Source organism: Corynebacterium uropygiale, from assembly GCF_021568315.1.
In the GTDB taxonomy this organism is placed as follows: domain Bacteria; phylum Actinomycetota; class Actinomycetes; order Mycobacteriales; family Mycobacteriaceae; genus Corynebacterium; species Corynebacterium uropygiale.
Genome location: NZ_JAKGSI010000004.1, coordinates 321,436 through 339,658, shown reverse-complemented (window position 1 = coordinate 339,658; position 18,223 = coordinate 321,436). Strand labels below are relative to the sequence as shown.

The 18,223-nt window shown below is 70.8% G+C and carries 18 protein-coding genes and 2 pseudogenes; 10 read left to right on the top strand and 10 right to left on the bottom strand.

Annotated features, from left to right (window positions below; translation table 11 throughout):
• Positions 1–801, top strand: a complete 801-nt coding sequence (locus tag L1O03_RS09255; protein WP_236119493.1) for an ABC transporter ATP-binding protein — start codon at positions 1–3, stop codon at positions 799–801.
• Here the strand turns inward: L1O03_RS09255 and L1O03_RS09250 are convergent.
• On the bottom strand, positions 798–2,426 hold the full coding sequence (locus L1O03_RS09250) for a (2,3-dihydroxybenzoyl)adenylate synthase (RefSeq protein ID WP_236119492.1): 1,629 nt from the start codon (positions 2,424–2,426) through the stop codon (positions 798–800). The two genes, L1O03_RS09255 and L1O03_RS09250, sit on opposite strands and share 4 nt — an antisense overlap.
• Before the next feature lie 75 nt (positions 2,427–2,501).
• On the opposite strand from L1O03_RS09250, the gene L1O03_RS09245 reads away from it, so the two are divergent.
• Positions 2,502–2,723 (top strand): phosphopantetheine-binding protein, encoded by a 222-nt coding sequence (locus L1O03_RS09245; RefSeq protein ID WP_236119491.1) that lies wholly within the window; start codon positions 2,502–2,504, stop codon positions 2,721–2,723.
• Entirely contained in the window at positions 2,720–3,439 is a 720-nt protein-coding gene (locus tag L1O03_RS09240; protein ID WP_236119490.1) for an SDR family oxidoreductase, read from the top strand. The genes L1O03_RS09245 and L1O03_RS09240 overlap by 4 nt, the downstream gene beginning before the upstream one ends.
• Here L1O03_RS09240 and L1O03_RS09235 read toward each other — a convergent pair.
• The 3 genes from L1O03_RS09235 to L1O03_RS09225 are packed head-to-tail and all read right to left on the bottom strand — an operon-like array spanning position 3,436 to position 7,466.
• Entirely contained in the window at positions 3,436–3,885 is a 450-nt protein-coding gene (locus tag L1O03_RS09235) for a hypothetical protein (RefSeq protein ID WP_236119489.1), read from the bottom strand. The genes L1O03_RS09240 and L1O03_RS09235 overlap by 4 nt on opposite strands.
• Positions 3,886–3,927: 42 nt before the next feature.
• Positions 3,928–5,649 (bottom strand): ABC transporter ATP-binding protein, encoded by a 1,722-nt coding sequence (locus tag L1O03_RS09230; protein ID WP_236119488.1) that lies wholly within the window; start codon positions 5,647–5,649, stop codon positions 3,928–3,930.
• On the bottom strand, positions 5,646–7,466 hold the full coding sequence (locus L1O03_RS09225) for an ABC transporter ATP-binding protein (protein ID WP_236119487.1): 1,821 nt from the start codon (positions 7,464–7,466) through the stop codon (positions 5,646–5,648). Before L1O03_RS09225 ends, L1O03_RS09230 begins: the two co-directional genes overlap by 4 nt.
• A 77-nt stretch (positions 7,467–7,543) precedes the next feature.
• On the opposite strand from L1O03_RS09225, the gene L1O03_RS09220 reads away from it, so the two are divergent.
• Positions 7,544–7,885 (top strand): hypothetical protein, encoded by a 342-nt coding sequence (locus tag L1O03_RS09220; RefSeq protein ID WP_236119486.1) that lies wholly within the window; start codon positions 7,544–7,546, stop codon positions 7,883–7,885.
• Positions 7,885–8,748: a hypothetical protein gene (locus tag L1O03_RS09215; RefSeq protein WP_236119485.1), complete on the top strand. Its 864-nt coding sequence runs from the start codon at positions 7,885–7,887 to the stop codon at positions 8,746–8,748. The genes L1O03_RS09220 and L1O03_RS09215 overlap by 1 nt, the downstream gene beginning before the upstream one ends.
• 29 nt (positions 8,749–8,777) lie before the next feature.
• Here L1O03_RS09215 and L1O03_RS09210 read toward each other — a convergent pair whose 3' ends face one another.
• Together L1O03_RS09210 and L1O03_RS09205 are read right to left on the bottom strand one after the other, a co-directional pair.
• Positions 8,778–9,368, bottom strand: a complete 591-nt coding sequence (locus L1O03_RS09210; protein ID WP_236119484.1) for a type IV toxin-antitoxin system AbiEi family antitoxin domain-containing protein — start codon at positions 9,366–9,368, stop codon at positions 8,778–8,780.
• A gap of 92 nt (positions 9,369–9,460) precedes the next feature.
• On the bottom strand, positions 9,461–10,243 hold the full coding sequence (locus L1O03_RS09205) for a DUF1906 domain-containing protein (RefSeq protein WP_236119483.1): 783 nt from the start codon (positions 10,241–10,243) through the stop codon (positions 9,461–9,463).
• Between the two features lie 215 nt (positions 10,244–10,458).
• Between L1O03_RS09205 and L1O03_RS09200 the strand changes: the two genes are divergently transcribed.
• The 3 genes from L1O03_RS09200 to L1O03_RS09190 all read left to right on the top strand — a co-directional run bounded on the left by L1O03_RS09200 (position 10,459) and on the right by L1O03_RS09190 (position 12,981).
• Positions 10,459–11,775, top strand: coding sequence for a PepSY-associated TM helix domain-containing protein (locus tag L1O03_RS09200; RefSeq protein WP_236119482.1), 1,317 nt, complete (start codon positions 10,459–10,461; stop codon positions 11,773–11,775).
• Between the two features lie 205 nt (positions 11,776–11,980).
• On the top strand, positions 11,981–12,550 hold the full coding sequence (locus L1O03_RS09195; protein WP_236119481.1) for a hypothetical protein: 570 nt from the start codon (positions 11,981–11,983) through the stop codon (positions 12,548–12,550).
• Positions 12,551–12,567: 17 nt separating this feature from the next.
• Positions 12,568–12,981 carry an EamA family transporter gene (locus L1O03_RS09190; RefSeq protein ID WP_236119480.1) on the top strand — a complete coding sequence of 138 codons (414 nt, stop codon included), beginning with the start codon at positions 12,568–12,570 and terminating at the stop codon, positions 12,979–12,981.
• Between the two features lie 6 nt (positions 12,982–12,987).
• On the opposite strand, the gene L1O03_RS09185 is transcribed toward L1O03_RS09190, so the two are convergent.
• Positions 12,988–13,683 carry a CPBP family intramembrane glutamic endopeptidase gene (locus L1O03_RS09185; protein WP_236119479.1) on the bottom strand — a complete coding sequence of 232 codons (696 nt, stop codon included), beginning with the start codon at positions 13,681–13,683 and terminating at the stop codon, positions 12,988–12,990.
• Positions 13,680–15,581: a fructose-specific PTS transporter subunit EIIC gene (locus tag L1O03_RS09180; RefSeq protein ID WP_476695961.1), complete on the bottom strand. Its 1,902-nt coding sequence runs from the start codon at positions 15,579–15,581 to the stop codon at positions 13,680–13,682. Before L1O03_RS09180 ends, L1O03_RS09185 begins: the two co-directional genes overlap by 4 nt.
• On the opposite strand from L1O03_RS09180, the pseudogene L1O03_RS09175 reads away from it, so the two are divergent.
• Positions 15,505–16,236: pseudogene (locus L1O03_RS09175) on the top strand (phosphatase PAP2 family protein); the annotation flags it as partial. The gene L1O03_RS09180 and the pseudogene L1O03_RS09175 overlap by 77 nt on opposite strands.
• Before the next feature lie 18 nt (positions 16,237–16,254).
• On the opposite strand, the pseudogene L1O03_RS09170 reads toward L1O03_RS09175, so the two are convergent.
• Positions 16,255–16,575: pseudogene (locus L1O03_RS09170) on the bottom strand (response regulator transcription factor); the annotation flags it as partial.
• On the opposite strand from L1O03_RS09170, the gene L1O03_RS09165 reads away from it, so the two are divergent.
• On the top strand, positions 16,462–16,707 hold the full coding sequence (locus L1O03_RS09165) for a hypothetical protein (protein ID WP_236119547.1): 246 nt from the start codon (positions 16,462–16,464) through the stop codon (positions 16,705–16,707). The pseudogene L1O03_RS09170 and the gene L1O03_RS09165 sit on opposite strands and share 114 nt — an antisense overlap.
• On the opposite strand, the gene L1O03_RS09160 is transcribed toward L1O03_RS09165, so the two are convergent.
• Entirely contained in the window at positions 16,704–18,203 is a 1,500-nt protein-coding gene (locus tag L1O03_RS09160; protein ID WP_236119477.1) for a DUF5129 domain-containing protein, read from the bottom strand. The genes L1O03_RS09165 and L1O03_RS09160 overlap by 4 nt on opposite strands.
• Positions 18,204–18,223: the final 20 nt, after the last annotated feature.

Below are 18,223 nucleotides of genomic sequence, written 5' to 3'. Positions count from 1 at the left end.
ATGAGCACATTCCAGGACACGCCGCTCGAGGCCGTCGACGCCACCCTCGGCTACGAGGGCCACCGGGTCTCGGAGGGTCTCGACGTCGCCATCCCGGATCGTTCCCTCACGGTGATCATCGGCCCCAACGCGTGCGGGAAGTCGACGCTGCTCCGCGCGCTCGCGCGCCTGCTGCGGCCGGAGGGCGGGCAGATCATCCTCGATGGGAAGGACATCTTCGAGCAGCCGAGCAAGGAGGTCGCCCGGCGGCTCGGCCTCCTCCCGCAGAGCTCCATGAGCCCGGAGGGGATCACCGTGCGCGACCTCGTCTCCCGCGGGCGCTTCCCGCACCAGCGGATGCTGCGCCAGTGGTCCGCCGAGGACGACGAGGCCATCGACCGGGCGCTCGCCGCCACCCGCATCACGGAGCTCGCCTCCCGCAAGGTGGAGGACCTCTCGGGCGGGCAGCGCCAGCGGGTGTGGATCTCTCTCGTGCTCGCGCAGGAGACGCCGCTGCTGCTCCTCGACGAGCCCACCACCTTCCTCGACATCAGCCACCAGCTCGACGTCCTCAACCTTTGCCGCCGCCTCCACGCGAGCGGGGAGTACACGCTGGTCGCCGTGCTGCACGACCTCAACCTGGCCTTCCGCTACGCGAGCCACCTCATCGTCATGAAGGCGGGCCGGGTGCTCGCGGCCGGGGACCCCGCGGAGATCGTCACCGCGGAGCTCATCCGCGAGGTCTACGACATCGAGTGCGTCATCCAGCCCGACCCCGTCACCGGCCGCCCGATGGTCATCCCCCTCGACGGGCAGGCCTAGCGCTGGTCCTTCTTGCTCACCTTGCCCACGCCGGTGAGCGGGAACTCCTCCACCACCCGGATGATGTCCGGCACCGCGAAGCTCGCGAGCCCGCGCTCCCGGCAGAACGCCCGCAGCGCCGTCGTGTTCTGGAGCTCCTCCGCGCGCCCGGGGCGCGGGATGACATAGGCGCAGGTCTTTTCGCCCAGCACTTCGTCCGCCACCCCGACGACCGACGCGTCGTGCACCGCCGGGTGCTGCAGCAGCACATTCTCGACGGGCTCCGGCGCGATCTTCTCCCCGCCGCGATTGATGTGATCCTTCGCCCGACCCACCACGCGCAGGTGCCCGCTGGGCAGCTGCTCGACGATGTCCCCCGTCCGGTAGAAGCCGTCCGCCGTGAAGGAGCGGGCGTTGATCTCGGGGACGCGGTGGTAGCCGCGGATCGTGTAGGGCCCGCGGGTGAGGAGATGCCCGGGCTGGCCGGGGGCGACGTCCTGGTCCTCGTCGTCGACAATGCGCACCTCATCGTAGGGAGACATGGGCCGCCCCTGGGTGGTGGTGATGATCTCCTCGGGGTCATCGAGCCGCGTGTAGTTGACCAGGCCCTCCGCCATGCCGAAGACCTGCTGCAGCGCGCAGCCGAGCTCCGGCGTGACGCGGCGGGCGGCGGTGGCGCTGAGCTTGGCGCCGCCGACCCATAGGGTGCGCAGGGAGGAGATGTCGTGCTCGGCGACCTCCGGGGCGTTGAGCAGGCTGAGCAGCACGGGCGGCACCATCGCGGCGTGGGTGACGCGGTGGGCCTCGATGAGCGGGAGGATGGTGAAGGGGCTCGTGTCCGGGGCGAAGACGATGCGCGCGCCCACGAGCACCGCGCCGAGGATGCCCGGGGAGCTCATCGTGAAGTTGTGCGAGGCCGGCAGCGTGACGAGCAAGACGCTCGAGCGCTCAAGATCGCACACCGTGAGGCTCTGCCGCACCGAGTACAGGTAGTCCGCGTGGGTGCGGGGGATGAGCTTCGGAACACCCGTCGTGCCGCCGCTGAGCTGCAGGAACGCGAGGTCCGTCGCCTGGGCGGCGCCCACCTCCGGCAGCTCCCCGGCCGCGGCCTCCGCCTCCCAGGGGTCCGACGCCTTGTGGTCGACACCCAGTATCTGCAGCTCCGGCATCTGCTCGCGGAGGGCGTCGTAGGTGCGCTGGCCGCGGCGCCCCGGCCGCGTCGGGCCGACGAGCACCCGGGCGGGGGCGTGCTCTGCGAAGTGGCGAAGCTCCGTGCTCCCGTGCGCGGGGAGGGCGAAGACGGGCCGCGCGCCAAGGCGCCAGATCCCGGCGATCACCTCGAGGTAGGCGACGCAATTGGGCATCTGCACGATGACGTTGTCCCCGGCGCGGACCCCGGCCTCGCGGGCGAGGCGGGCGCTCGCGAGCTCCGCGCCCCGGCGCAGCTCCTCCCAGCTCACGCTGCGGGAGCGGTCGAGGGCGGCGGGGGAGGCGGGGCCGGAGTGGCGGGAGTGGCGGGAGTGGCGGGAGTGGCGCTCGACCGCGGCGCAGAACATCTCCCAGTGGGTCTCGTCGGTCCAGAGTCCGAGGTCGCGGTAGCGCTGCGCCCAGGAGAGCGGCATGCCATTCGCGAGAGTGGAGGTCATAAAGATACTCCTTCATAGCGTAGGGTAGGCTGACCTATTGTACATAGAGACGAAAGGTGACTATCCACTATGCTCATGACGGCTCTCCGCGCGCGCGTGGCAGAACTGCTCGAGATCTCCCCCGAGGAGATTGACCCCGACGAGGAACTCATGGACCAGGGCCTCGACTCCGTCCGCCTCAGCGAGGTGCTCCGCTTCCTCCGCGGTCACGGCGTCGACCTCGACTACGCCGACCTCATCGAGGACACCTCCCTCTCCGCGTGGGAGGACCTGCTCGACGAGGAGGCCGCCCGATGAGCCTCCACTACCTGGTCACCGGGGCGCGCGGTGGCGTCGGCTCCGCGGTCCTCGAGCAGCTCCGCGCCGCCGGGGAAGAGCGCGTCACCGCCTGGGACCTGCCGGAGGTCGACGTCACGGACCCGCAGTGCGTGGCGGAGGCCCTCGCGCGCGCGGTGGGGGAGCGCGGCCCCGTGGACCGGCTCATTCACGTCGCGGGCACCCTCGCCGAGGACAGCGCCCTCCACCCGGACGCGGCGGCGCTCGAGCGGTGCGTCGGCGTGAACCTCGGCGGGGTGGTGACGGTGTGCTCGCGGGTGGCGCAGGAGATGGTCGCGCGCGGGGAGGGGGCGATCGTGGTGGTGTCCTCCAACTCGGCGGCGGTGCCGCGCGCCGGGATGGCGGCCTATGGGGCGTCGAAGGCGGCGGCCACCTCCTGGGCGAAGACGCTGGGCCTCGAGTGCGCCCCGCACGGCGTGCGCGTCAACGTGGTCTCCCCGGGCTCGACGAACACCCCGATGCTCCAGGGCATGTGGCCGGAGGGCAGCGAGCCGCGGGAGCAGCTGCGCGGGGTGATCGCGGGGGCGCCGGAGCGCTTCCGGCTGGGGATCCCGCTTGGTCGGGTGGCGGAGCCGGCGGACATCGCGGCGGCGTGCCTGTGGTTGGCCTCGCCGGCGGCGCGCCACATCACCATGCACGACCTGCGCGTGGACGGGGGCGCGACCCTCGACGCCTAGGACCCCGCCCCCTCGTAGTAGGCGGCGATGATCCCGATGGGCCGGTTGTCGCCGCTCTCGGGGGCGATCCGGGTCGTCGCCACAACGACGAGCCTCTTCCCCCCGATCTCCGCGGCGCACGTCGTGTCCGCGCCGGCCGGGTCGAGCCCCTCCCGGCATTCGGGGGCCTGGGTGAGCACGGTGTGCATGTCCGCGGCGGAGGGAACGTAGCCCTGGTCCTCCTGGATGTGCCGACGTCCAAAGCCGTGGCCGTCGCTCTCGGCGTCGGCCCGGCCGGAGCGCAGGGGGAGGTCCTCGCCGCGGGGGCCCTCGATCTGTTGGAGGACGGTCCACTGGGGGTCAGCGGCGTGCTCTTCGCTGCACCCGCTGAGGGCGAGGAGCCCGGCGGCCATGCCGGCCACGCCGCCCACAAGCCTGAGGGCCCGTCCGCGGGCGAAGGTCTTCATGGGGCCTCATCCTAACCCCCGCGCGGGGACGCGGCTAGGGGGTTAGGCCAGCTTCCAGTTCGCGCCGGCGCGCTGCTCGGCGATGAACTGGCTGTACGTCCCGGAGCGGGCGCTGAGCTCCTCGTGGGTGCCGCGGTCCTCGATGCGCCCCGTCTCGCTGAAGACGACGATGCTCGTCGCGTGCGTGACCGTGGAGAGCCGGTGGGCGATCATGATGGTGGTGCGGCCCTCAGCGAGTTCGCGGATCGCGGAGCTCACGGCCGCTTCGTTGGCGCCGTCGAGGGAGGAGGTCACCTCGTCGAGCAGGAGGATCGGGCTGTCCTTGAGGAAGGCCCGCGCGATCGCCACGCGCTGCTTCTCCCCGCCGGAGAGCTGGTTGCCGCCCTCGCCGACGGGCGTGTCCCAGCCCTCGGGGAGCCGTTTGATGACCTCGTCGAGGCGAGCGCGCCGGGCGGCGGCCTCGAGCTCCTCCTGGGTGGCCTCGGGGCGCCCGAGCCGCACGTTCTCCGCGATGCTGCCCTCGAAGAGGTAGACGTCCTGGAAGACCATCGCGGTGTCCCGCATGAGCCGGGCGGTGCCGATCTCCCGGATGTCCCGCCCGCCGACCGTGATGGCCCCGCCGTCCACGTCGTAGAAGCGCGCGATGAGCGACAGGATCGTTGACTTTCCGCAGCCAGAGGGGCCGACGAGGGCCGTGACGCTGTTCTGCGGGAACTCGAGGTTGAGGTGCTGGAGAACGGGGTGGGCGTCGTCGTACCCGAAGCTCACGTCGTGGAGGGCGATGTCGTAGCCCTCGGGCTCGGCGGGGGTGGCCGGCTCGGGGAGGACCGGGGCGTGGAGGATGGAGCCGACGCGGTCGACGGAGCGTTGGGCGTCGCTCATGCCGGAAATGTGTGGCGGCAGGAGGGCGAGGGGCTGCGCGAGGAGGAGACAGAACATCGCGAGGGCGAGGAAGATCGGCCATTCCAGCTCGCCGCCGAGCGCGGCGTGCACCCCGAGGACCAGCGCGAGGACGAGGGCCGCGTGGGTGACGATGAAGGAGAGGTTGATGGGCCGGCCGCGGTGGTCGAGGGAGGCCTGGTTTTCCGTCGCGGCCTCCTCGATGGAGGCGAGCACCGTGTCCGTGCCGCGGCTTCCTCCGCCCGCGCGGAGAACCGACTGCAGGGAGGCGAACTCGAGGACGCGCGCGCCGACGGCCTCGAGGGCATCGGTCTCGCGGGCGGCCGCGACGCGGGAAACGCGGCCCAGCCAGCGGACGAGGATGACGAGGATCGGGATCGCGATGGCGAGGGCGAGGCCCATCCGCCAATCGAAGAAGAACATGGTGATGGTGATGATGAGGGGGATCACCGTCGCGTTGATGATGTTCGGCGCGATGATCGGCGGCACCCGTCCCAGCATGTCCATGTCCGCGAGGACCGCCTGGTTGATGCGGGAGGTGCTGCGGTCGTCGAACCATCCGAGGGGCAGCTGGACCGTGCGGTCCCCGATGGCCTCCGTAAGGTCGAGGAGGTCATCGAGGTAGAGCATGTAGGAGGAGCGGATGGTGAGCGTGAAGAGGACGAGCGCGCCGATGGCGACGAGCAGCATGAGGAGGAACCACAGGGCCACGCCCTCGCCGGCGAAGAGGCTCCGCAGGACTGGGATGAACAGGATGTAGGCGACGCCCTGGAGGACCGCCGAGAGGGTGTACCAGCCGAGGAGCGAGCGCAGCCGGGTCGGGCGGGTGAAGAGGGCTTCGTAGGTGCGGATAAAGGTCATCATTGCTGGGCCTCCCAGAGGGTGGAGTACAGGCCGCCGGCGGCGAGGAGTTCGTCGTGGGTGCCGGATTCGGCGATGCGGCCGTCGTCGATCACGAGGATGCGGTCCACGCCCGTGACGGTGCTCAGGCGGTGCGCGATGACGAGGACGGTGCGGCCGCGCGCGAGGTCGGCGAGGGCGAGCTGGATGTCGCGCTCGGAGTGGGGGTCGGCGTAGGCGGTGGCCTCGTCGAGGAGGAGCACCGGGGCGTCGCGCAGGAAGGCACGGGCCAGGGTGATGCGCTGGCGCTCGCCGCCGGAGAGGTAGGCGCCGCCCTCGCCGAGCATCGTGTCATAGCCCTCCGGGAGGGCGAGGATGCGCTCGTGGATGCGGGCGGCCTGGGCGGCGCGGATGATGTCGGCTTCGCTGGCGTCGGGCAGTCCGAGGGCGATGTTCTCCCGCGCCGTGCCGTGGATGACGCCGATGCTCTGCTCCACGATCGCGAGGTGCGCGAGCACGTCCGTGTCATCGGCCTCCCGGACGTCGACGCCTCCCAGCAGGACGCGCCCCTGCTGGGGGTCGTAGAAGCGCGCCACCAGGCGCGTCAGCGTGGACTTCCCCGAGCCGGAGGGGCCGACGAGCGCCGTGACGCTGCCGGCCGGGATCTCCACGCTGAGGTCCCGGATGACGGGGTGCTCGGGGTGATAACCGAAGGTCACGTTCTCGAAGCGGATGTCGAGGGGGCCGTCGGGGAGGGCGACGGGGGTGTCGGAGACCTCCAGGGCGGGGGACTGCAGGACCTCGTCGAGGCGTTTTGCAGCCTCCCCGCCCTGCGCGATGAGGCCGGCCAGTGGGACGAGGGTGATGATCCCCGTCGTCAGCCCCAACCCGATGACGATGAGCGGCACGAGGCGGGTCGGCTCGTTCCCGCCCCACGCGGACAGTGCCCAGGCGAGCCCCACCACCGGCGCGAGCATCCCGGTGGGGAAGAAGAGCGCGAGCATGGTGCTCTGCGGGCGGCCGGTGGTCAGCATCCACCGGCGCGTCCAGGTGAGGAAGTGCTTCAGCGTGGACTCATAGCGGGAGAAGACGCCCGTCGAGGAGGTGACCCCAAAGTTCTTCACCACCGCGATGCCCTGGACGAGCTCGATGAGCGCCTGCGACATCCGCGACTGCGCGGTCATGTACTGCTCCGTCGCCTCGCGCATGGAGGAGGAGCTGAGCAGCTTGAACACCCCGAGCACGAGCACGAGCCACAGCAGGATCCCGATCGCGAAGCGCCAGTCATACCAGAACAGGAGCACGATGCTCGTGACGGGGAGGGCCAGCGCGGAGGCGGCGTCGCTCGGGGAGTGCGCGACGATGGCGTGCAGGGTCGCCACATCCTCCGAGACCGTCTTCTTCACGGTGCCGGAGTTTGTCGACGAGAACCAGCCGAGCGGCACCCGCGACAGGTGACGAATCACCCGCGCGCGGAGAGCCCCCCGAAACTGCGCCTCGATTCTGTGGCACCACCCGGTCACCATCATGTACACGAGCTGCCCGAGAACCAGCCCCACCGCGGCGGCGATCACCCACCCGTACACCCCCCGGGTGCTGAGCTCCCCGTAGTGGAGGGCGATCTCCGAGATCGCGACGACCGGCAGCAGCCGAATCGCGGAACTCACAAACACGAGGGCGAACGCGAGAATCATCTGCGAGCGCACCGGCTGAAGAATCCGACCCAGCGCCGCCCAGTCCGTGCTCATCTCCTCCTGCGCGGGAGGGGAGCCGGGGGCCTCGGCGGGCGCGGCGCCGAGGGGCGATTGCTGTGCCGAACGGGAATCGGGACTCACACTCATGATTTAAGGATAGCCATACTCAAAAGGAAAGCAATTCACGGTTTATTTCGGGGCGGGGGTTCATTAGCATTGCTTTCATGGCATCCCCGAGCGAGAGCGCCGACCGCGCCGACCGCACCCCGAGGCAATGGTGGCTCCCACCCGCGATGGCCCTCTACGTCCTTGTGCTGCCCCTCCTCTGCCACGCTTTCTTCGCGCGCGCGACGGCGGGCTGGACCATCCTCGCCGCGATGCTCCTGGGCGCCCTCGCATGGGGGTGGCTCGACGCCCGCCAGTTCCGCTTCACCTGGAGCTTCCCCTCCATGATGGCGCTGGTCTTCTGGCTCAGCGCGGCCCTCTACTACCCGGAGGGCGCCGCCCTCTACGCTTTCCCGGTGCTCGGGCTCGCACTGCTGGGCGGAAAGCTGGGGGACCGCTGATGGAAACGTGGTCCTTCCACCACCCCGAGCACGGACTCTACGAACTGCAGTGCGGCTACGACGCCGAGTTCCGCGCCCTCCACCCGGAGTGGCCGGGCGAGGACGACGCCCCCGCGGAGCCGGGCCTCCCACCCGCCGACGCCTCCCTCCGCGCGCGCTTCCGCCACTGGCGCGCCAACCCGCACCTGCGCGTCCAGGTCCTCCACGAGGGCCAGCCCATCGCGCGCATGGACGACGTCCCCCGGCGCAGCCTCCCGCTCACCCCGCAACCCCTCGACGAGTTCACCTCCGAGACTCCCCTTCTCGGGCAGCGCGGCTGCGTGGTCGAGCGCAGCTGGGACCACCGCCTCCTCGAGGTCCGCTTCCGCGAGGGCAAAGACACCGTGGAGTGGGAGCCGCCGGCGGGGAGCCTGGGGGAGCGGCATTGGCGGCGTCGGCAGTCATCCGCCCTCGCGCGCGTGGGCTTCCCCATGCTCTCGGGGCTGCGGCGCAGCGGGTGGGCGGTGGCGGTGCTGCTGCTCGGGCCGTTTGTCCGCCGCATCCTGGAGTGGCTGGAGCGCTGGCTCCCTGACCTGCCCGACTTCCCCGACATCCCCGCCCCGCCCGAGATCTGGCTGCCCGTCCTCCCGCAGGTGGACATCTGGGTTCCGACGATCCCCGCGCCCACCCTCCCGGCCATGCCGTGGTGGGTGGAGTGGCTGTTTGAGTACGAAAAGATCTGGCTGCCGCTCCTCCTTGGGGTGGTCGCGGGGGTGATGGCGCTGAGGAATCACTCGAAGTCGGAGAAGTTCAAAGAGGAGCACGGCGAGGGCGGAGAGGGCGGCGAGCTGTCGCGCCGGAGCCCCCGCGCACACGGCCGTTGATGCTGGGAAAAGAGCAGGGGGTGCTCTTTTTACAGCAGTAGCTCGGGGTCGATGCCCAACACCGCCCCGAGATCCTCCACGGTGAGCAGACCCTGGGCCTCCGCGTCGAGGAACATGTTGGTGAACTGTCTCGGCACGACCCGGGGATTCCACAGATCGCTGAGCGTGCGCAGAGCGGTGGTGACGGGCAGGCCGTCGATGTCACAGATCTCTGCGCGCGCGAGCGGCGCCGTCCGGAACTTCACCCCCGCCCGGCTGCTTTGCCGCCGACGCCGGACGTAGAGCGTCACCGCGCGCAGGGGCATCGCCCCGATGTTGTGCATCACCGCCGCCGACTCCCACCCCACCACCGCCGCCACCGTGTCCGCCCGCCACGGCGCCCCGGGCTCCTCCCCGCCCGCGACGGCGAGCCACTCGGCGCGGATGCGGCGGGCGTCGTCGTCGGGTGTGCCGACGATCGCGTACACCCCGTGCCGTACCCGATGGAGCACTCCGCGCGCGGTGAGCCGCTGGAGCGTGTACCCCTCGATGCCGCGGGCGCGGGCTTGGGCAGCGGTGATGAGTCCCCACTGCACTGACGCAATATCCCCGATAATCCTCAGGGCCCCCTTCTGAGTCATGAGCACACGCTAGCAGGTTCGCCGCGCGCAAAAGCTGGGAAAAGTGCAGGGGGTGCTCTTTTCCCAGCTCCTGCGGGCGGCTGCGCGGCCTCTTACTTGCCCAGCAGCCCGCTCACGATGTCGCCGCCCGGGGTCCACTGGCCCCAGTCCTCGGCGTAGACGTTGTTGATGTCGACGGTCACCCCGTCCACCGTCGTCTGCCACCCGCCCACCTGGTGGATCTGGGCCTTCGGGTGGATGCGGCCGCCGGAGCCCCAGTCGTGCTGCCAGAAGAACTCGCACAGGCCGTCGGCGAGGACCCACTCGATTGTCGGGTAGTTGGCGTACACCCCGAGCTGCAGCCCCACGGCCTCGAGGGCCTTCCCGAACGTCGTGAGGTACGGACGGATCTGCGAGGTGTACTGCTCCTGGGTGGGGTTGTCATCGATGCCGACGTAGATCGGCCGCCCCGTGGGCCCGCCCGCAGCGAGGTGGAGCTCGACGGCCTGCGGGACGTGCTTGGCTGCGCCCGCCATGCCCTGCGCCCAGTCGGCCTTCTCGCCCGCGTTGGACTCGTAGACGCTCGCGACCTTCAACCCGTGCGCGGCGAAGTCCGCCGTCTCCTTGAGCTTGACCGGCTTCCCCAGCACCCAGGACTCGTTGCCCGGCAGCGGCCGCGTCACGTAGCGCACCGCGCCCAGGTGGCCCGCCTGCTTCACGGCGGCGGCGCTCGGGACGCCCGTCGCGTAGTCCAGCACCGTCCCGAGGACGGGGCGCCCGGCTTCCTCCGCGCGCGCAATCCCCGTCGCGCCCACGGCGCCGGCCGCCGCGATCGTCGCCCCCGCGCGGAGAAGGGACCGCCGCGAGAGTTGAGAGTGGAGCTTCTTGTCCATCATGCCCATATGTCACTTCTTCCACTTGTGCCACACACTTATCAGTGGTCACTGTAGCAACAAATCCTAAGGGAAGAAATCTATAAATATTGCGGAACTTTTCTCACTATCGTTCCGACCACTGGGACATGAGTGTCATCAGCCCGGAATCTTCCGAGATTCAACCAGAAACAGACCAGCCCCCGCGCCGGGGCGGCGCCCCGTCCTGGCGCGCGACCATGCACAGGATCCACGTCATCGCGGGGATCTTCATCGCGCCCTTGCTGTTCGTCGCAACCCTGACGGGTTTCCTCTACGCGCTCGCACCCTCGTTGGAGAAGGCCGTCTACCACGAGCAGATGTCCGCGCCGGTGGCGGCGCAGGGCGTGGCGCCGCTGCCCATCGCAGACCAGGTGCGCGCCGCGGAGAAGGCGCGCCCGGGGGATGAGGCCGACGCGGTGGAGGTCGCCGGCGACGCGGCCCACACCACGCGCGTCCTCTTCAACGACCCCTCGCTGATCAGCAAGTCGTATAAGCACGCGGTGTTCGTCGACCCGGGCGATGGCTCCGTGCGCGGCGACGAGGTCCAGTACGGCTCCTCGGACGCCCTGCCGTTCCGCGCGTGGCTGTCGGAGGGGCACCGCCGGCTGTGGCTCGGTGAGCCTGGCCGCCTCTACAGCGAGGCCGCGGCCAGCTGGATGGGCGCGCTGACGATCGGCGGGCTGTGGCTCTGGTGGGACCGCTGCCGGCGCAAGCGCAACCACTCCACGACCCGCCGCGGCCGCCTCATGCGGAACCACGCGTGGGTCGGGGTGGTCGTCGCGCTGGGGCTGCTCTTCCTCACCGCAACCGGGCTGACGTGGTCGTCGGTGGCGGGGGCGAACATCGCCACCGCCCGCGAGCACCTCAACTGGATCGCCCCGAAGCCGGAGACCACCATCTCCGCCCCGGCATCCCCGGCCGCCCCCGCCGCCGACGGCGCCTCCCCCGCCTCCCCCGCCTGGGAGCAGGCCGACCGCGTCCTCGACACCGCGCGCGCGGAGGGACTCGACGGCAAGCTCATCCTCACCCCGCCCGAGGGCGAGGGCGAAGCCTGGACGGTGAAGGAGGCCCGCCAGGAGTGGCGGACCGACATGAACACGATCACCGTCGATGGCGCCACCGGGTCGGTGGTCGACGAGGTCCGCTGGTCCGACTGGCCCATCATGGCCAAGATGGCCGAGTGGCTGATCAACGCTCACATGGGCATCCTGTTCGGCTGGGTGAACCAGCTGCTGCTCGCGCTGCTGGCGCTGGGACTTGGCGCCATGATCGTGTGGGGCTGGCTCATGTGGTTCGCCCGCAACCGGCACGCCTACCGCGCGGGGAGCCTGCCCCGGCCGGTCGGTTGGGGTCGCGTCCCGCCGATGCTCATCGTGCTGTGCGTGATCTACTCGCTCATCGCGCCGCTGTTCGGGATCACCCTCGTGATCTTCCTCCTGGGCGACGGGATCTATCAGCATTTCCGCGCGCGGAGAGCCCACGAGCGCCCGCGCGCCCGCGCCCACGCTGACTAGCACCCCCTTCCCCTCCCGTAGAGCCGGCTTCTGGCCGGCTCTTTCGTATCCGGGGTGATAGCATGACCTCATCGATTGTCAAAAGCACCTAAGCACACGGAGGACGAGCCCACCCATGACGACCCTGGCGCCCCCGACTGCCGCGGAGATTAGTTCCCGCTGCCGGTCCACTCTCAACTCCCCGGTTTCGCGCGCGATAGTCGACGTGGCTCTCGTGCTCCTCTACCTCTACGTGGTGGCGCTGCCGCATCTCGCCTCGTGGGGTGTGAAGATTGTGCTGGCAGTCGTGATTGTGGCGCTGGTCTGGCTGGTGATGAGGGCCCTCGGGAAGCGCCTCCACCAGAACCCCAGCGCCTCGGCGAGGAGCACGGGGATGATCGTCATCGTGATGCTTTTCCCCGTGGTGCAGGTGATCGCGGATCTGCCTGGTGTTTTCGCCGTGCTGGGCGCTGCCCTCATCGTCGTGGTCGCGCTGCCGCTCGCGGTGCGGCGCCTCTATCCGCCGATCCCCGCCCCCTCCCTCGACCGCCCCGAGTCCACCGAGCCGGCCGACCTCGTGGCCGCCGCACTGCGCGCCCTGGGCGCAACGTCCCGCGATGAGGCCGTCGAGCAGTCGCGCGTCGAGGCACTCACGGGCCTCGACGCCCCCGCGCTCCACGAGGCGGTCGCCGCTCCCGGGCCGCTGCGGGAGCGCCGGCGCGAGGAGGCCCTGCGCGCGGAGAAGCGGCAGGAGCGGATGCTCTGGATTGACCTCGACGACGTCAGCCGCGGATAAGCATGGGGAGGCACAGAATGTGGGTCGTGTTGGCGCTGGGCGCTGCCGTGTTCGCGGCGCTCACCTCGATTTTTGCGAAGATCGGCATCGAGGAGGTGGACTCCAACCTCGCGACCGCCATCCGCTGCGTCGTCATCATCGTCATGGCGTGGGGCATCGTGTGGGGGACGGGCGCGTGGCGCGGGATCCCCGACATCAGCGGGAAGTCGTGGCTCTTCTTGCTGCTCTCGGGGCTCGCGACGGGCGCCTCCTGGCTGTGCTACTTCGGCGCGCTCAAGCTGGGTGATGCCTCGAAGGTGGCGCCCATCGACAAGTTCTCCGTGGTCATCACGATCGTGCTGGCCTTCATCGTCCTCGGGGAGAAGGCCAGTTGGACCGTGCTGCTAGGCGGCGGGCTCATCACGGCGGGCACCTTCGTGCTGCTGCTCTGAGCGGCGCTACGCGGCGAGCGTCGCCGCCGTGACCAGGCCGTTCACCACCATGTGGAGGATCAGCCCGGCCCACACATTCCCGTGGAAGCTCCGCAGCCATCCCAGCACCATGCCGAGCGCACAGTGGTAAATGGCGAGCAGCGGCGTGAGGTGGACGAGCCCGAACGCGAGGCCGCTCACGATGATCGCCACCGGCGTATTCCATCGACGACGCAACGCCTCCTGCAGGTAGCCCCGGAAGAAGAGCTCCTCCCAGAGCGGGGCCAGAATCACAATCCCCAGCACCGACGCCACCGCCTGGGTCCCGCTGCCCGCGGCGCCAAGGTGGGAGGTCGCCTGGGTGGGGTCGTCGACCCCTCCGAGGTGGAAGACGGAGAACGTCAGCTCCTGCAGCACCACCAGCCCCACCAACACCAAGGGCACCTGCCACACCACGTGCCACAGCCGGGAGGTGGGCCGTCGAACCCCGAGCTCCAACCACCCGACATCCCAATACCGCAGAAACCCCACCGTGAGCGCGAGCATCACCGCCCCGTGGGCCGCGACCAGCACCAACACCAGCGTGCTCGCGGCCGACGGCGCCACCGCACCGCCCGCGACCCCCACCACGAACACCACCACCGCGCTGAGCGCGTAACAGCCCGCGATCACCCACGCATTGCGCAGGCGGAAATCCCCTCCGGTCCCCCGAGCGCCCATCATGCGGGCACCGCCACGCCGCGGATGATCTCCGCCGCCTCGGCCGGGGAGCCGGCCGCGAGGAGCCTCTCCCGCAGGTCCCCGCGCGCGAGGCCCCGGGCCAGCTGCGCGAGAATCTTCAGGTGCTGGCTCCCGGCCTCCTCCGGCACGGCGATGAGGAAGAGGAGACGCGCCGGGTGGGAGTCGGGGGCGGACCAGTCCACGCCGGGCTTCTCCGCGCGCGCGAAGACGATCACCGGCTCCGCGACCCCCGCACAGCGGGCGTGCGGGATGGCGACCTCCGAGCCGACAGCCGTCGTGCCCTTCTCCTCGCGGGCGAGTGCGGCGGCCACGACGGCGTCCACGTCGGTGACGCGGCCGGCGTCGGCGGCGCGGCGGACGAGGGCGCGGATGGCGGCGTCGCGGTCAGTGAGGGGGACGTCGAGGAGGACGGTCTCCTCGGAGAGGAGCGAGGGGGCCTCCGGGCTCTCCGCGCGCGCGGGGGCGGGCGGCCGGGCGAAGGCGATGATGATGCCCGCCGTCACCGCGACGCCGCACAGGAGGGCGAGGAAGAACCAGCCGGTGCCGTCGACGGCGCCGAGGACCGCGACGATCGGCCCGCCGTGCATGACGTGGTCGGAGACGCCCCACCAGCCGGCGAGCCCGCCGGCCACCGCGCCGCCCAGGACGTTCGCGGGGATGACCTGCAGGGGGCGGGCCGCGGCGAGCGGGATGGCGCCCTCGGTGATGCCGAAGCAGCCCATGAACAGGGCGGCGATGCCGGAGTCGCGCTCCGGTCGGGTGAAGGCGTGGCGGCGCAGAAGGGTCGCGACGCCGACCGCGAGCGGAGGAACCGCGATCGCGGCGGCCGCCATCCCCATCGGGTGCGGGTTCCCGGCGGCGATGAGCCCGCCGCCGAACAGGAAGGCCGTCTTGTTGAAGGGGCCGCCCATGTCGAAGGCGATCATGGCGCCGATGATCGCGCCCAGCAGGATCGCCGACCCGCCGCTCAGGCCCGCCAGCACGTGCGTGAGCCCCTCGAAGAGGGCCGCCACCGGATGCCCGATGACATAAATGAACAGCAGCCCGACGATGAGCGTCGTGAGGATCGGGATGACGATGATCGGCCAGATCGGCGCCACATACTTATTCACCGGGATCCGGCGAATCCCCAGCGCCACATAGCCGGCCAGCACACCCGTGATGATGCCGCCGATGAACCCGGTGCCCGCCTCGCTGCCGTAGAGCGAACCATTCACCGCGATGAGGCCCGTGATGAAACCGGGCGCGAGCCCCGGGCGGTCCGCGATCGCCTGCGCGATGAACGCCGACAGCACCGGCACCATCAGGCTGAACGCGAGAGTGCCCACCTGCTCGATGACCTTCCAGAAGGAATCCTCCGGGATCGCGAGGCCCTCCGGCGTCGGCGAGCCGCCGATCGACAGCGCCACCGCCAGCAGCAAACCGCCCGTCACCACGAACGGCACCATGTGCGAGACACCGCTCATCAGCGCGCGGTAGAGCGTCGCCCCCACTGACGACGACGAACCCCCGGCGCTCTCCTTCTCAGCCGGGGAGCCGGCCGATGCGGCGGCGACCGGCGCGGAGAGCGCCGCGCGCAGAGAGCCGGCCGGGTCCTTGATTGCGGCGTCGACGCCCGTCGAGAGCACGCGCTTCCCCGCGAAGCGCGACGCATCGATGGTGGTGTCCGCGGCGATGAGCACCGCGTCCGCCTCCCGGATCTCCTCGTCGGTGAACGTCCCCTCGACGCCGATCGAACCGTGCGTCTCCACGCGGAGCTTCATCCCCAACTCGTGGGCGGCCTGCTCCAAATTCTCAGCCGCCATGTACGTGTGCGCGATGCCCGTGGGGCAGGCGGTAATCGCGAGCACAAAAGAGTCTGTGGTTTCCATAACCACCATAAGTACACCCGAGGGGAGGGCGGCGTGCCGGGGAGGGCGGGCGAGGTGCTGGGAAAAGAGCAGGGGGTGCGATTTTTCCAGCATCTCCCGCGCCATCTCCCGCCCCGCCCCGCCCCGCCCCGCGCGCCCGCTTTTGCCCTCCGCCCGCGCGCGCTGCTCTACTGGACCTATGGATCTGGACCTCGCCATCTGGCACGCCGTGATCGGGTGGCGTGACTCCCTCCCCGCCGAGCCCCGCCACGTCCTCTCCGCCGTCGTCGCCGCGTGGTCCTGGCTCTTCCGCCCGCTTCTCGTCACGCTCTATGCCGCGCTCCTCTCGGTGGTCCTCCTCGCGCGGCGCGCACCCCGCCCGCTGCTGCCCGCGCTCGAGGTGGCCCTCGCCTGCGGGCTCACCCACCTGTTTAAGGGCCTCATCGAGCGGCCTCGTCCCCCGGAGGAGTTCCGCCTGGTCGCGGAGCACACCGCCTCCCTCCCCTCCGGCCACGCCACCGCCGCGGTGGCCCTCGCCCTCGTGCTCACGGTGCGGTGGGGTGGGCGTCGAGACCTCGTGGTGGCAGCGTGGGTGAACGCCGCCGTCGTGTGTGCGACGCGCCTGTACCTCGGCGTCCACTGGGCGACGGATCTGCTCGCGGGGGCGGCGGTGGCGGTCGTGTGTGTTGGTGCTCTGCGCGCGTTAGCGGCCGGGGAGGAGGCGCCGCGCCCGGGCCTCCCGGACCGCGGCCGTGCGGTTGTCCACCCCGAGCTTCCGATAGATGTGGATGAGGTGGGTCTTCACGGTCGCGAGGGAGATGAACAGGGTGCTGGCGATCTCCCGGTTGCTCGCCCCCGTCTCGAGGAGGGTGAGTAGCTCGACCTCGCGCGCGGAGAGCTGCTCGTCGGGGTGCGTGACCTCCTGGGCGAGGGCATTCGCCACCTCCGGGGAGAGGGTGCGCTTGCCGGCGGCGGTGTCGAGGACGGCGTCGTGCAGCACGGACTCGGGGGCGTCCTTGTGGAGCTCCTCCGCGAGCTCACCGACAGCTACCAGATGGCCACCATCCTCGTCACCCACGATCGCAGCCTCTGCCAGTACGCGGACCGGGAGCTGCGCCTGAAGGACGGCGCCCTCCTCCCCGTCGCCGCGGCCTAGAATCTGCTCGAGCCCCCGCCCCCGGAGAAGCCGCCGCTGAAGGTCGTGTTCACGGGGGTGGAGCTGCCCGATCCGCTCGAGCCGCTCGTAGCGGCGCTCGCCGCGCTGACCGCGTCCGTGTGCGACTGGTACATGAGGGCGAAGGGGACGTAGCCGGAGTAGCCGGTGCCCACGCGCCAGTCGCGGTCGCCGAGACCCGGGCGTCGGGCCTCCTCGGCCTCCACGTGGTCGCGCCGCTCGAGCTCCTTGCGCACGCGCTCGTTGAGTTCCGTCGCGTCGCGGAGGAGAGCGGCGAACTGGTCCATGAAGTCCGCGCCCTCGAGCTCCTCCTCGAGGGCGCGGCTGCGCTCGGCGAGGGCCTCCGCCTGCCTCGTGATCGCGCGAGCGGAGGAGGTGTCCCCGGCGTCGAGAATCTGCTCGCGCAGGGTGTGGAGCTCCTCGCGGCGGGCGGCGCGCGAACCCCGCTCCATCGAGGAGAGGCGCTCAATGTTCGCGCGCGCGGTGGACATGCGCGTCACGGCCTCGTGGAGCTGCGTGATCTCCTTCCGGTGGGCGCGCACTGCGCGCGGAGAGCTCTCGGGGGTGAGGCCGGCGCCGTCGAGGGCGTCGATGTGCCCGTGCACCGCGAGGAACTCCTCACGGATGGAGTCCCACTCGGCGCGGAGCTCGTCGTTGGCGAGCGGGGAGGTGAGGGAGTGCGCTTGGACGTTGATCTCCTCGAGGTCGGAGGCGATCTCCCCGTAGGCGCGCCGGGCGTCGAGCCACTGCTGGCGCAGCTGCTCCCCCGAGCGGCGGCGCGACCGGGCCGCGAGCGCCGCGAAGAGCCCGCCAATCAGCGCGGTCCCGCCGAGCGCCCCCGCGAGCACGCCAAAGACCGAGCCGCCCCCGCCTGAGCTACCGTCCGACTCCCCGCCCGACGCCCCGCCGACGCCCTCGAGGTCCGCGGCTGCCTCCGCCCCGCGATAGAGCCCCGCCGACCAGTTCTTTCTGGCCATGGGCTCCCTCATCTCCCCGTTGACCGCGGGCTGCCGCCCGTCCTGGGTGAGCTTCAGCGCGGAGCAGACGTCATCGCCGCAGTAGACGCCCAGCTGTCGGTCCTCCGAGCCGACCGCCACGATGAGATAGCCGTACGCGAACTTCTTCTGGTCCGCGCTCAGCGCATCGGGGTGCTGGGCCTTGAGGAACGCGACCACGCCGTTGTTGAAGTTGTCGTCGTGGGCGGAGGTAAGCGCGAGGTAGAGGACGTGCGTGACCTCCTCGGGGAAGGGGAGCTTCGGGGTGCGGGCGCGCAGGTCCGCCTCGTCCTCCGGGCTGAGGAGGCCCTCGGGGTTCTCGATTTCGACGGCCACCCGCGCCTGCGCCCCCGCCCCCGCCTCCTCGGCGTGCGCCGTCGCCCCACCTTCCCCGCGCGCGCAGAGAGCCCCCAGGGTGAGAAGAGAAAGAATGACAAGGGTGATGAGTCTCACCGGGAGGCGGGGACGTGTGCGAGCAGGCATGGGAGCTCCTTGAATGGCGG